The 12,799-nt window shown below is 71.2% G+C and carries 9 protein-coding genes and 1 tRNA gene; 8 read left to right on the forward strand and 2 right to left on the reverse strand.

Annotation, left to right across the window (positions count from 1 at the left end):
• Window positions 1-52 precede the first annotated feature (52 nt).
• Window positions 53-637: a hypothetical protein gene (locus ABZ267_RS06975; RefSeq protein WP_356755541.1), complete on the reverse strand. Its 585-nt coding sequence runs from the start codon at window positions 635-637 to the stop codon at window positions 53-55.
• A 25-nt stretch (window positions 638-662) separates the two neighbouring features.
• Between ABZ267_RS06975 and ABZ267_RS06980 the strand changes: the two genes are divergently transcribed.
• From ABZ267_RS06980 to ABZ267_RS07015, 8 genes are all read left to right on the forward strand, one after another.
• Window positions 663-1,064: a hypothetical protein gene (locus tag ABZ267_RS06980; RefSeq protein WP_356755540.1), complete on the forward strand. Its 402-nt coding sequence runs from the start codon at window positions 663-665 to the stop codon at window positions 1,062-1,064.
• Window positions 1,034-1,231: a hypothetical protein gene (locus ABZ267_RS06985; RefSeq protein WP_356755538.1), complete on the forward strand. Its 198-nt coding sequence runs from the start codon at window positions 1,034-1,036 to the stop codon at window positions 1,229-1,231. Before ABZ267_RS06980 ends, ABZ267_RS06985 begins: the two co-directional genes overlap by 31 nt.
• A gap of 114 nt (window positions 1,232-1,345) precedes the next feature.
• Window positions 1,346-1,543, forward strand: a complete 198-nt coding sequence (locus ABZ267_RS06990) for a hypothetical protein (protein ID WP_356755658.1) — start codon at window positions 1,346-1,348, stop codon at window positions 1,541-1,543.
• Between the two features lie 281 nt (window positions 1,544-1,824).
• Window positions 1,825-4,719: a type I DNA topoisomerase gene (gene topA, locus ABZ267_RS06995; protein ID WP_356899705.1), complete on the forward strand. Its 2,895-nt coding sequence runs from the start codon at window positions 1,825-1,827 to the stop codon at window positions 4,717-4,719.
• A gap of 158 nt (window positions 4,720-4,877) precedes the next feature.
• The gene (gene tmk / locus ABZ267_RS07000; RefSeq protein ID WP_356754526.1) at window positions 4,878-8,123 is read left to right on the forward strand and encodes a dTMP kinase; all 3,246 of its coding nucleotides are present in this window, start codon (window positions 4,878-4,880) and stop codon (window positions 8,121-8,123) included.
• A gap of 122 nt (window positions 8,124-8,245) precedes the next feature.
• The gene (locus tag ABZ267_RS07005) at window positions 8,246-9,460 is read left to right on the forward strand and encodes a DNA polymerase III subunit delta' (protein ID WP_356754524.1); all 1,215 of its coding nucleotides are present in this window, start codon (window positions 8,246-8,248) and stop codon (window positions 9,458-9,460) included.
• Window positions 9,461-9,538: 78 nt separating this feature from the next.
• Complete coding sequence (locus tag ABZ267_RS07010; protein WP_356754522.1) at window positions 9,539-11,071, forward strand: alpha/beta hydrolase; 1,533 nt, start codon at window positions 9,539-9,541, stop codon at window positions 11,069-11,071.
• 118 nt (window positions 11,072-11,189) lie between these two features.
• Window positions 11,190-11,263 (forward strand) — tRNA-Thr (locus ABZ267_RS07015).
• Window positions 11,264-11,390: 127 nt separating this feature from the next.
• Here the strand turns inward: ABZ267_RS07015 and ABZ267_RS07020 are convergent.
• Entirely contained in the window at window positions 11,391-12,782 is a 1,392-nt protein-coding gene (locus ABZ267_RS07020) for a tyrosine-type recombinase/integrase (RefSeq protein WP_356754520.1), read from the reverse strand.
• Window positions 12,783-12,799: the final 17 nt, after the last annotated feature.

Below are 12,799 nucleotides of genomic sequence, written 5' to 3' on the forward strand. Positions count from 1 at the left end.
GTGATCCGGACCGAGCTGGACGAGGCCTCGCTCGGAGCCACCCGGATCGCCATCAGCCCACTGTGGGACGCGTTGCGTTCTGCAGCATGTACCTGGCGGGCCCGGCCGGGTGCCCTGGCCGTACGGGGAATGGGTCGTCCCGGGCGCGCGAGCTGCTGCGGGACGACGAGCGGACCAGGCCGCTGCGGCTGCTGACCCACGGGCCGTACAGCTTCCCGGACTTCCTGCTGCCCGGCCGGTCGGTGCCGCGTCCGTCGACGCCGAGCTGGACATCGTCCGGGCCACTGAGGCCGATGTCGTACGGGCCGGTGTGCGGGAACACTACGCGGGGATGGAGGACCATCCGTTCGTCCGGCCGTACGTGGACGATCCCGAGGCCGCTTGCGCCGCGCTCGCCGAGGCGTACGCGGCGTACTGGGAAGGCGTGCTGGAGCGGCATCGGCCCACCGTGCGCCGGCTCGTCGAGGACGAGGTGCTCGTCCTCGCCCGGACCTTCGCGTCCGAAGGCGCCGGCGCGCTTTTCGCCGGGCCGGAGTCGTGGGCCGGCCGGCAGCCTCCGGTGCTGGAGCTGACCAAGCACATCGAGGCCGACCACCGGGCCGGTGAGCGGCGGTTGCCGCTGACCCCGCTCGTCCACGCGGTGCTCGCCTCCTCCACCGCCTGTGTGTACGGCGGACGACGGCGATGTCCGACGAACGCCGGTACGGCACCTCGGAGCCGTCCTCCTCAGCTCCTGCCACCGGACTCCGCTCTGGATCGGCCGAGCCCTTCCCTATGTCCTCAACGGCCTCCTCATCAGCGCCTTCACGCTCACCGCCGCCTCCCTCCTGCTCGGTCCGCGCATTCCGCTCGCGGCTCTGGCGGGCCTCGCGGCGGTGCTGGCGGCGGCCGCCGCAGGGTGCTCGGCGTTCGGACCGGCGCTCGGCGCGCTCGGGCTCCGCTTCCGTGACGTGTTCCTGATCTCCAACGTGGCCGGATCCGTACTGCTCCTGCTGACCGGAGCCCATGTGCCGCGTGAGGCGCTTCCGGCTCGATGCGGGCGGCCGGCGACGCGCTGCCGCTGACCCACGCCATGGAGGCCGCCCGCGCGCCGGCCAGGGGCGGCGGTCTCGACCGCGCGCTGTTCGCAGCGGAGCTGCTCGTCGGCGCCGGATACGCGCTGCTCGCCGTGGTGCTGCTGGCCGTATTCGAGCGAGGCAGCCGCCGCCGCGCGGCCCTTGACGTCAGGTGACGGCCCCGGTACTCCACGTGGCTGCGCGCTGTTCACCCGGGGTTCGTGTCGGCGACGCCCCGGGCTGGCAGCCTCCCCATGATCGAGCGGTACGACAGGGTCGAGGAGTACGACATGGAGAGCGTCGCAGCAGTCTTCGCCGGCACGGCCTTCACGCTGTTCGGCGCCGCGCTCCTCGTCTGGACCGGGGCGCGCGCCCTGCATCGCGCGCCGGTGCTGCACGGTGTGAGCCCCGTCGCCTCCACCGCACTCACGACACTTTTCGGCGTAGTTTTCCTGGTCCTCGGCGTGTGGTGCTTCACGCTCGTCTGATCCTCGCTCCCGCCGGGGCCGCGCCGGGGTCGAGGGGTCGCCCACCGCACTCCGCGACCACCCCGGAAAAGCCGCAGGCCCGGGCTTCGCACGGCACGGACCGGGCGGTCCGGGCGGCAGGAATGGCGGAAGTCGGGTTACCGTTCGAGTGGCCGTTGCGGGCTTTTGCCGTTTGACACGGGGGCGGGTTGTACCGTCACACTCCGCAGCGACAGCACCGCGGGAAGCGTCACGACGCTGCCCGGATGCCCATCGAGTGTCGACCGGAGAGAAGAGCGAAGTTGTCCCCGACCAGCGAGACCGCACAGGGCGGCCGCCGACTCGTCATCGTCGAGTCGCCTGCCAAGGCGAAGACGATCAAGGGCTATCTCGGCCCCGGATACGTCGTCGAGGCGAGCGTCGGGCACATCCGCGACCTCCCGAACGGCGCGGCCGAGGTCCCGGACGAGTACACCGGCGAGGTCCGCCGCCTCGGCGTGGATGTCGAGAACGACTTCCAGCCCATCTACGTGGTCAATGCCGACAAGAAGGCCCAGGTCAGGAAGCTCAAGCAGCTGCTGGCCGAGTCCGACGAACTCTTCCTCGCCACCGATGAGGACCGCGAGGGCGAAGCCATCGCGTGGCACCTCCAGGAGGTCCTGCGGCCCAAGGTCCCGGTCCACCGGATGGTCTTCCACGAGATCACCAAGGACGCGATCCGGGCCGCCGTCGCCAACCCGCGCGAGCTCAACCAGCGCATGGTCGACGCTCAGGAGACCCGCCGTATCCTCGACCGCCTCTACGGCTACGAGGTCTCGCCGGTCCTGTGGAAGAAGGTCATGCCGAAGCTCTCGGCGGGCCGCGTCCAGTCCGTCGCCACCCGCCTCGTCGTCGAGCGGGAGCGCGAGCGCATCGCCTTCCGCTCCGCCGAGTACTGGGACCTGACCGGAACCTTCGCCACCGGCCGTACCGGTGACGCCTCCGACCCGTCGACCCTCACCGCCCGCCTCAGCGCGGTCGACGGCCGCCGCATCGCGCAGGGCCGCGACTTCGGCCCCGACGGACAGCTCAAGGCCGGCTCCGCGCAGACGCTCCACCTGGACGAGACGAACGCCCGCGCGCTCGCCGCCGCGCTCACCGACTCCTCCTTCTCGGTCCGGTCCGTCGAGTCGAAGCCGTACCGACGCTCTCCGTACGCGCCGTTCCGTACGACGACCCTCCAGCAGGAGGCGAGCCGCAAGCTGGGCTTCGGCGCGAAGGCGACCATGCAAGTGGCGCAGAAGCTGTACGAGAACGGCTTCATCACCTATATGCGTACGGACTCCACGACCCTCTCGGACACCGCGGTCGCCGCGGCCCGGGCCCAGGTCACGCAGTTGTACGGCGCGAACTACCTGCCCGACAAGCCGCGTACGTACGCCGGCAAGGTCAAGAACGCGCAGGAGGCGCACGAGGCGATCCGCCCCTCCGGCGACCGCTTCCGCACGCCTGCCGAGACCGGCCTCACCGGCGACCAGTTCCGGCTCTACGAGCTCATCTGGAAGCGGACCGTCGCCTCCCAGATGAAGGACGCGACCGGCAACTCCGTCACCGTCAAGATCGGCGGCCGCGCGAGCGACGGCCGGGACGCCGAGTTCTCCGCCTCCGGCAAGACGATCACCTTCCACGGCTTCATGAAGGCGTACGTCGAAGGCGCCGACGACCCGAACGCCGAGCTGGACGACCGTGAGCGCCGGCTGCCGCAGGTCGCCGAGGGCGACGCGCTGAGCGCCGACGAGATCACGGTCGACGGTCACGCCACCAAGCCCCCGGCCCGCTACACCGAAGCCTCGCTGGTCAAGGAGCTGGAAGAGCGCGAGATCGGCCGCCCGTCGACGTACGCCTCGATCATCGGGACCATCCTGGATCGCGGTTACGTCTTCAAGAAGGGCACCGCGCTCGTCCCGTCCTTCCTCTCCTTCGCCGTGGTCAACCTGCTGGAGAAGCACTTCGGCCGGCTCGTCGACTACGACTTCACCGCCCGCATGGAGGACGACCTCGACCGCATCGCGCGCGGCGAGGCCCAGTCCGTGCCGTGGCTGAAGCGCTTCTACTTCGGCGCGCAGCCCGGTGACGACACCTCCGGTGCCGGTGTGGCCTCCGACGCGGGCAACGGCGACGGCGACCACCTCGGTGGCCTGAAAGAGCTGGTCACCGACCTCGGCGCGATCGACGCCCGGGAGATCTCCTCCTTCCCGGTCGGCAACGACATCAAGCTCCGCGTCGGCCGCTACGGCCCGTACATCGAGCGGGGCGAGAAGGACGCCGAGGGCCACCAGCGCGCCGACGTGCCCGAGGACCTGGCGCCCGACGAGCTGACGGTCGAGCTGGCGGAGGAGCTGCTGGCCAAGCCGAGCGGCGACTTCGAGCTGGGCGCCGACCCGGTCAGCGGCAACCAGATCATCGCCAAGGACGGCCGTTACGGCCCGTACGTCACCGAGGTGCTGCCCGAAGGGACGCCGAAGACCGGCAAGAACGCGGTGAAGCCGCGGACCGCCTCGCTCTTCAAGTCCATGTCCCTGGACACGGTCACGCTCGCCGACGCCCTCAAGCTGATGTCGCTGCCGCGCGTCGTCGGTGAGGACGCCGAGGGCGTCGAGATCACCGCGCAGAACGGCCGGTACGGCCCGTATCTCAAGAAGGGCACCGACTCCCGGTCGCTCACCTCCGAGGACCAGCTCTTCGACATCACGCTCGAAGAGGCGCTCGCGATCTACGCCCAGCCCAAGCAGCGCGGCCGGGCCGCGGCCAAGCCGCCGCTGAAGGAGCTGGGCACCGACCCGGTGAGCGGTTCGCCGGTCGTGGTGAAGGACGGCCGCTTCGGCGCGTACGTCACCGACGGCGAGACCAACGCGACACTGCGGACCGACGACAGCGTCGAGGACATCACGCCGGAGCGCGGCTACGAGCTGCTGGCCGAGAAGCGCGCCAAGGGACCCGCCAAGAAGAAGACGGCGAAGAAGGCCCCGGCGAAGAAGACGACGGCCAAGAAGACGGCCGCGAAGAAGACGACGGCCACCAAGACCGCCACGGCCGCCAAGAAGACCGCCGCGAAGAAGACGACGACCACCAGGAAGGCGACGGCCGCGAAGAAGACGGCGACGGCGAAGAAGACGGCTTCCGCGTCCGCTTCCTCGTCGTCCTCCTCGGAGGACTGACCGCTTCCACGATCGTGTGACCCTGCCCGGCACCTGCCTTATAAAGGTGCCGGGCGGCGCTGCGTCAAGAGCCCGTGAGCGAGTCGGCCGGAAATCATCCGCGGCCATATGTTCGGACGGGCCGACAGTCACCGCATCGCTGCCGATAGGCTGGGCGGATGACGCGAGCCGAGCAGCCAACGGTCGTGAGCCCCACCTCCGACACACTTGCCGCAGACTCACGCGAGCGCGCCGTACGGGCCCTGTTGCGTGTTCCCCCGCTGAAGCGGTTGTGGAGCGCCCAGCTCGTCGGCGGTATCGGCGATGCACTCGCCCTTCTCGTGCTGGTGCTGTTGTCGCTGCAAGCAGCGGTCCTGGAGGGCTCATTCGGGGCCGGATACCGCGGGGCGGCCTTCGCCGTCGCCGCCGTGTTCGGTGCCCGCATCCTGTCCACCGTGCTCTTCGGAGCCGTACTCCTGGGGCCTTTGACGTCGCTCACCGCGCCCGGCGGAAAACTGGACCGGCGATGGCTGATGATCGGGACGGACGCGCTGCGGCTCGCCCTGCTGATCATCGCCCCGCTGTGGATCGACTGGGTGCCGGACAAGGCACTCATGGTGATCCTCATCACCGTCTTCGTGACGGGCGCCGCCGAGCGCCTGTGGTCGGTGGCCAAGGACAGCGCCGCCCCGGCGCTGCTGCCGGCCCCGCCGATCGAAGGCGCCGCCGTCCGTCCGCTTCCCGACCACCTCGACGCCCTGCGCAGGCTGTCGCTCCGTACGAACTTCCTCGCCGTCCCCGCAGCCGCGGTGGTCCTGCTGGTCGCCACGCTGATCGGCAACCTCCTCGGCACCGGCCTGGAGTGGTTCTCCTTCCACCAGGCGGCGCTGGGCTCGTACGTGGCGGCCGGTCTGTTCACGGCCTCCATCACGACCCTGTACTTCCTCGAACTGCCCGAGACCCAGACCCCCCGGCCGCGCTCGCCCCTGGAAGGCCTGCGCCGCCCCACCCACGACGGCCGTCCCGACAAGGGCCGCACCGGCGCGCTTCCGCTGACCGTCGCCGTCTGCGCGGCCGTCGCCGGAGCGATCGCCGCGGCCGCCGCCGTATCGGTCCTGCACGCCTACGACCTCGGCGGCGGACCCGCCACGTACGCGCTGCTGATCCTCGCGCTGACCGGCGGCACCGCCCTCGGCATCCGTACGGCGCAGAAGGTGCTGCCCGCCCTGTCGCGGCGCCGCCTCCTCGCGCTGGCCACCGCCGTCACGGGCCTCGGGCTCCTGGCGCTCGGCCTGGTGCCGGACACGGCCACCGGTATCGCGATCGCGCTGATCGCCGGCTACGCGGCCGGGATCGCCGCCAACATCGGGCACACGATCATCGACCAGGAGACCGAGGCGGCCCGGCAGGCCCGGACCACCGAGCACCTCCAGGCCCTCGTCCGGGTGCTCGTCGCGCTCGGCGCGGTCGCGGGCCCGCTGCTCGCCGCCGCGATCGGGCAGCACCGGCTGGCCTCCGCCTCCGGTGACTTCGTCTTCGCCCACGGCGGTGCGGCCTTCACGCTGATGCTGATCGGCGCGCTGCTGCTGCCACTGGCCGCGATCGTGGTCGCGAAGACCGACGACCGGGCAGGAGTGCCGCTCCGCCGCGACCTGCGCGAGGCGCTGCGCGGCGGCGACCCGGCGGTCGCGCCCGCGGCCACCGGCTTCTTCCTCGCGCTGGAGGGCGGCGACGGAGCGGGCAAGTCCACGCAGGTCGAGGCGCTCGCCGACTGGATCCGCTCCAAGGGCCACGAGGTCGTCGTGACCCGCGAGCCCGGCGCCACGCCGGTCGGCAAGCGGCTGCGGTCGATCCTGCTGGACGTCTCCTCCGCCGGTCTCTCCAACCGCGCCGAGGCGCTGCTGTACGCGGCCGACCGCGCCGAGCACGTCGACTCCGTGGTCCGCCCGGCGCTGGAGCGCGGTGCGATCGTCATCTCGGACCGCTACATCGACTCCTCCGTCGCCTACCAGGGCGCGGGCCGCGACCTGGCGCCGACCGAGATCGCCAGGATCTCGCGGTGGGCGACGAGTGGCCTCGTACCGCATCTGACGGTGCTGCTGGACGTCGACCCGCAGACCGCGCGGGAGCGGTTCACGGAGGCGCCGGACCGGCTGGAGTCGGAGCCGGCGGAGTTCCACGAGCGCGTACGGTCCGGGTTCCTGACCCTGGCCGCCGCCGACCCGACGCGCTACCTGGTGGTGGACGCCGGGCAGGAGCCCGAGGCGATCACCACGGTCGTACGTCACCGGCTCGACCGGCTCCTTCCGCTCTCCGAGGCCGAGATCGAGGCCATCGAGGAGGCCCGGCGCAAGGCCGAGGAGGAGGCGCGGCGCAAGGCGGAGGAAGAGGCCGCGCGCAAGGCCGAGGAGGAGCGCCTGGAGAAGGAGCGCCAGGAGCAGCTCGCCCGGCTGCGCGCCGAGGAGGAGGAGCGCAAGCAGCGCGAACTGGAGGAGGCCCGCCGCCGCGAGGCCGAGCGCCAGGCGGAGGAGGCCCGGCAGCGCGCCGAGGAGGCCCGTCGCCGCGCCGAGGAGGACCGCCGCCGGCTGGAGGCCGAGGAGCGGGCCCGCGAGGCCGAGCAGGAACGCCTCCGCAAGCAGGCCGAGGAGGAGGCCCGGCTGCGCAAGGAGGCCGAGGCGCTCCGCCTGGAGAAGCAGCGGAAGGCGGAGGAGACGCTGGTACGGGCCGAGGAGGCGCGGCGGCGGGCTGAGGCCGAGGCGGCTGCTCGTACGGAGGCGGCTCGGGCGGAGGCGGAGCGGGTTTCGCGCGCGGAGGCGGCGGAGCGGGGTTCGCGTGACTCCCGTGACTCGCATGATTCCCGTGGCTCCCGGCCTGAGACGTCCTCGCGGTCGGAGGGTCATGGGCCGACCGTTCCGGAGAACGAGCTGACGGTTCCCACACCGATCGTGAACCCGAACGAGATCACGCAGCCGGTGCCGGCGGCCCGGCCGGAGAGCTCGGGGTCGGGGTCTTCCGGAGACGATGAGACGGCGATGCTGCCGCGGATCGCGGACGAGCGGCCCGGGCGTGACGCCTCTCGTGATGGGCGTGACGCTCGTGATGCCCGTGCCGCCGACGAGACGGCCGTACTGCCTCCCGTACGCGGTGATCAGCCTTCCGACCGGGTGCCCAAGGGCTACTTCCGGGACGAGGGCCCGGCGACTTTGCCGGCCGAGAGCGAGAACGAGCGCACCCGGGAGCTGCCGCAGGTGGAGGACCCGCGGGCGGCCGGCCAGGCCGACGAGTCCCGCGCCCGTCGCAAGCGCCCGCGTCCGGACTGGGCCGAGGAGACTCCGCTCGACGACCTGCCGACGCTGGCGGACGAGCTGCTCGGCGGGCACGACGACGATGAGCCCAGGGGCCGGGGACGCCGGCCGCGCGGCTGACCTGTACGTGTCCTCGAGTCCGGCCCGTCCGCCCGTGAGGGGTGGGCGGGCCGGACTTGTCAGTGGTGTCCCCCACAATGGAATCCGACGACGGAATCGCGCGACAGGAAGGGCGGGGACCGGTGACCGTATGGGACGACCTGGTCGGACAGGACCGGGTGAGGGAGCAGCTCTCGGCCGCCGCCAAGGACGCCGACGCGCTGGTCACGGCGGTCTCGGACGGTAAGCCGGAGGACGCCGAGGCGCAGGGCTCGAAGATGACCCACGCCTGGCTCTTCACCGGACCGCCGGGTTCCGGACGGTCCACCGCCGCCCGGGCCTTCGCCGCCGCGCTCCAGTGCACGAGCCCGGACCGGGCGCTCGGCGGAGAGCCGGGCTGCGGGTTCTGCGACGGCTGCCACACGAGCCTGATCGGTACGCACGCCGACGTCCAGGTGATCCGTACGGACCTGCTCTCCATCGGTGTGAAGGAGACCCGCGACCTGGTCCGCCGCGCCCAGCTCTCTCCGGCGGTCGGCCGGTGGCAGGTCATCGTCATGGAGGACGCCGACCGGCTCACCGAGGGCGCGGGCAACGTGCTGCTGAAGGCGGTCGAGGAGCCGGCGCCGCGCACGGTGTGGATGCTGTGCGCTCCTTCGCTCGAAGACGTGCTGCCGACGATCCGCTCCCGCTGCCGCCACCTCACTCTCGGCACGCCGCCGGTGGAGGCCGTGGCGGACGTCCTGATCCGCCGCGACGGCGTCGATCCGGACCGGGCGCACTCGGCGGCGCGGGCCACTCAGGGGCACATCGGCCGCGCGCGCCGCCTGGCGACGGACGAGCGGGCGCGGGCGCGGCGGGCGGCGGTGCTCAAGGTTCCGTTGCGGGTCGCGGATGTCGGCGGCTGCCTCAAGGCGGCCCAGGAGCTGATCGACACGGCCACCGATGACGCCAAGCAGATGGCGGAGGAGGTGGACGCCAAGGAGACCGAGGACCTCAAGGCGGCGCTCGGCGGGGTGGCGGGCGGCCGGATGCCGCGCGGCACGGCGGGGGCGATGAAGGAGCTGGAGGACAAGCAGAAGCGCCGCAAGACGCGGACGCAGCGCGACAGCCTGGACCTGGCGCTGACCGAGCTGACCGGCTTCTACCGCGATGTGCTGGCGCTCCAGCTCGGTTCGCGGATCGCCATCGCCAATGTGGACGTGCAGGACTCGCTGGACCGGATCGCGGAGTCGTCGACGCTGGCGCAGACGCTGCGCAGGATCGAGGCGGTGATCGCGTGCCGGCAGGCGATGGACCGGAACGTGGCGCCGCTGCTGGCGGTGGAGGCGATGACGATGTCGCTGAGAGCGGGCTGAAGGATTTTCGGGCCGGCCTTGTTCACCCGATTGAGCAGGGAATCGGACGACTCGTCACCCGCCGGATACGCTCCCAGGATGGATACCAGGCGCCTGCTCCGCACCTTCGCCATCGGGATCGGCACGGCCGGTCTGCTCATCTCCGGCTGCAGCAGCGGCGGCTCGTCGCCGAACGCCTCGGCCACCGGCACAGCGGCGCCGGAGGGGCTGTCGGCGTACTACACGCAGAAGCTGAGCTGGCGGGAGTGCGGGGTGGAGGGGTTCGAGTGCGCGACGATGAAGGCGCCGAAGGACTACGACAAGCCGGATGACGGCGACATCGACCTCGCCGTCTCCCGCAAGAAGGCCACCGGCCCCGGCAAACGGATCGGCTCGCTCCTGGTGAACCCGGGCGGCCCGGGCGGCTCCGCGATCAGCTATCTCCAGGGGTACGCGGCACTCGGCTATCCGGCCCCGGTGCGCGCCCGCTACGACATGGTGGCCATCGACCCGCGCGGCGTGGCCCGCAGCGAACCGGTGGACTGCCTGACGGGCAAGGAGATGGACGCCTACACCCAGGTCGACCAGACACCGGACGACGAGGCGGAAGTACAGAAGCTCAGCGCGGCCTTCAAGACGTTCGCGCAGGGCTGCGAGAAGCGGAGCGGCGAGATCCTCCCGTACGTCTCCACCGTCGACACGGCCCGCGACATGGACGTGCTGAGGGCCCTGCTGGGAGACGAGAAGCTGAACTACGTGGGTGCCTCGTACGGGACGTTCCTGGGCGCCACGTACGCGGACCTCTTCCCGAACCGGGCCGGCCGGCTGGTCCTGGACGGCGCGATGGACCCGTCCCTCAAGGCGATCGACATGAACCGCGACCAGACGGCGGGCTTCGAGGGTGCGTTCCAGTCCTTCGCCGCGGACTGCGTCAGGCAGCCGGACTGCCCGCTGGGCACGACGTCCACGGCGGACGCGGCGACGAACCTGAAGCAGCTCTTCAAGGACCTGGACGCCAAACCGATCCCGTCCGGCGACGGGGACCGCAAGCTCGGCGAGTCCCTGGCGACGACCGGGGTGATCGCGGCGATGTACGACGAGGCGGCCTGGCCCCAGCTCCGCGAGGCGCTGACGGGCGCCCAGCGCAGCGACGGCTCCGGCCTCCTCTCGCTGGCGGACAGCTACTACGAGCGCGGCCCGGACGGAAAGTACGCGAACCTGATGTTCGCCAACGCCGCCGTGAACTGCCTCGACCTCCCGCCCGCCTTCGAGGGCCCCGACGCGGTGGAGAAGGCGGTCCCGGACTTCGAGAAGGCATCCCCGGTCTTCGGCCGAGGCTTCGCCTGGGCGTCCCTGAACTGCGCGTACTGGCCCACCAAGCCCACCGGCACCCCTCACCGCACCGAGGCGAAGGGCGCGGCCCCGATCGTCGTGGTCGGCACCACCCGCGACCCGGCCACCCCGTACAAGTGGTCGAAGGCCCTGGCCGCCCAGCTCGACTCCGGCACCCTGCTCACCTACGACGGCGACGGCCACACGGCGTACGGCCGTGGCAGCGACTGCATCGACACGGCGATCAACACCTACCTCCTGGAGGGCACCCCGCCCACGAACGCCAAGAAGTGCACCTGACCACCTCTGACCCACTCTGACCAGGCCAAACGCCTCCGGACCCGCCGTGTACGGAGCACCCCCGGAAACTGTGTAGACTTGGCCCCGCTGCTGATCGCACCATAGTGCGACAGGGCGCGCCGCCTTAGCTCAGTTGGCCAGAGCAACGCACTCGTAATGCGTAGGTCTCGGGTTCGAATCCCGAAGGCGGCTCAGAAGAACCCCAGGTCACATAGTCCGTGACCTGGGGTTTTCTGTTGCTTGGGGCATGGCGGGATAGACGGCCGGGTTGCCGTGACGTTGCTTGCGTGAGCGGTGCGTGAGCGGAGCCGCTCGGGACCTACTTTGTGGGCTTGCGGCGTGTGGCCTTCTTGGCGGCCTTGGTCTGGGCTTTCACCTTGTCCCCCTTCGGCTTGCCGCCGCCCTTGCTGCCCTTGCCGACGTCGGCCGCCTTGGCCGCAGCCTTCCTGGCCTTCTCCTTCTTCGCGGCCTTGCGCGCGGCCTTCTCGGCCTCGGCCTTGCGCTGGAGGGGGACGAGCTTCGCGGTGGCCTCGGCGGCGTTCTTGCCGACGTGGGGGAGGACGCTCTGGTAGATGTCCCGCGTGATGCGGGTGTCGCTGTGCCCAAGGGTGTCCGACACGATCTTGATGTCGATGTCGGCGGCGAGCATGAGGGTGGCCGCGCCGTGGCGCAGATCGTGCAGGCGGATCGGCGGGAGACCGGAGGCGGCGACGAGGCGCTCGAAGAGGTCGGTCACCTTGCCGGGGTGGAGCCAGGAGCCGTCTTCCTGGGTGAAGACGTGGCCGGTCTCGACCCAGGCTGTGCCCCATTCTTCGCGGGCCGTTTCCTGCCGTTCGCGGTGGTGCTTCAGGACGTCGACGGTGTCGTCGTCGAGGGCGACCACGCGTGAGCCGCTGTCGGTCTTGGGGTCGGACGCTTCCACCTCCCAGCCGTCCTGGACGAGTTGAGAGGAGACGGTGAGGAAGTGGGTGTCGAGGTTCGTCTCCGACCACGGCTGGCCGCACGCCTCGCCTCGGCGCAGGCCGCGGAACGCGATCAGGTGCCACATCGCGTACAGCCGGAGCAGCCGGGCGGAAGCGCCGACCGCAGGGTGCGAGAGGCCGTACACGTAGGCGGAACAGGCGACCGGGCTGAGGAGGGCAGGGAACGCCAGGCTGAGGGCGTGCACGACCTGGAACCTGCCGCCGTAGCGGCGGTCGAACTCGGGCACGCGGTTCTCGATGGAGAAGAACCCGAAGCCGGTTTCCGCCGTGATGTCGACCATCTCCTGGTGCGGCACCATGTCGCTCGTCGCGCCCACGAGGTCGATGAAGTCGCGGGACCCGGTCTTCGACGACGCACTGCGCGATCCCAGCTTGGCGACGTGTGCTCCCCCGGTGGCCGCCACCAGCGCGGCCGCGGTGCTGAGGTTGATCGTCTTGAAAGTCTTCTTCCCGCTGCCCGTGTAGCCGACGAACCGCATGCCCCCCGGCGGCTGGTGGAAGTCCCAGTTGCTTCGGTCCAGGGAGGTCGCGGCCTGGACAGCGGCCTCGATCTCCTCCAACCGTGGCCCCCGCAGGAGCAGTCCCGTCAGGACGCTTCCCAGCATCACGTCGCGCGTGTGGCCCTCCGGTAAGGCGAGGATGCGCGTGATCCCGGCGTGGACGTCCTGGGGTGGAATGTCGGCAGGCGAGTTGATCTTGTGGGCCAGCAATGGCTTTGTGACCGCCATGGCGTGGGCTCCTTCCG

The sequence above is a fragment of the Streptomyces sp. NPDC006174 genome (genome assembly GCF_040614075.1).
Classification (GTDB): domain Bacteria; phylum Actinomycetota; class Actinomycetes; order Streptomycetales; family Streptomycetaceae; genus Streptomyces.

What these genes read in the sequence shown, in the direction of transcription:
- ABZ267_RS06990 (WP_356755658.1), top strand. Translation starts at nt 1,346, where the DNA reads ATGGAGAGCGTCGCAGCAGTCTTCGCCGGCACGGCCTTCACGCTGTTC.
- tmk (WP_356754526.1), top strand. Translation starts at nt 4,878, where the DNA reads ATGACGCGAGCCGAGCAGCCAACGGTCGTGAGCCCCACCTCCGACACA.
- ABZ267_RS06985 (WP_356755538.1), top strand. Translation starts at nt 1,034, where the DNA reads ATGCGGGCGGCCGGCGACGCGCTGCCGCTGACCCACGCCATGGAGGCC.
- ABZ267_RS07020 (WP_356754520.1), bottom strand. Translation starts at nt 12,782, where the DNA reads ATGGCGGTCACAAAGCCATTGCTGGCCCACAAGATCAACTCGCCTGCC.
- ABZ267_RS07010 (WP_356754522.1), top strand. Translation starts at nt 9,539, where the DNA reads ATGGATACCAGGCGCCTGCTCCGCACCTTCGCCATCGGGATCGGCACG.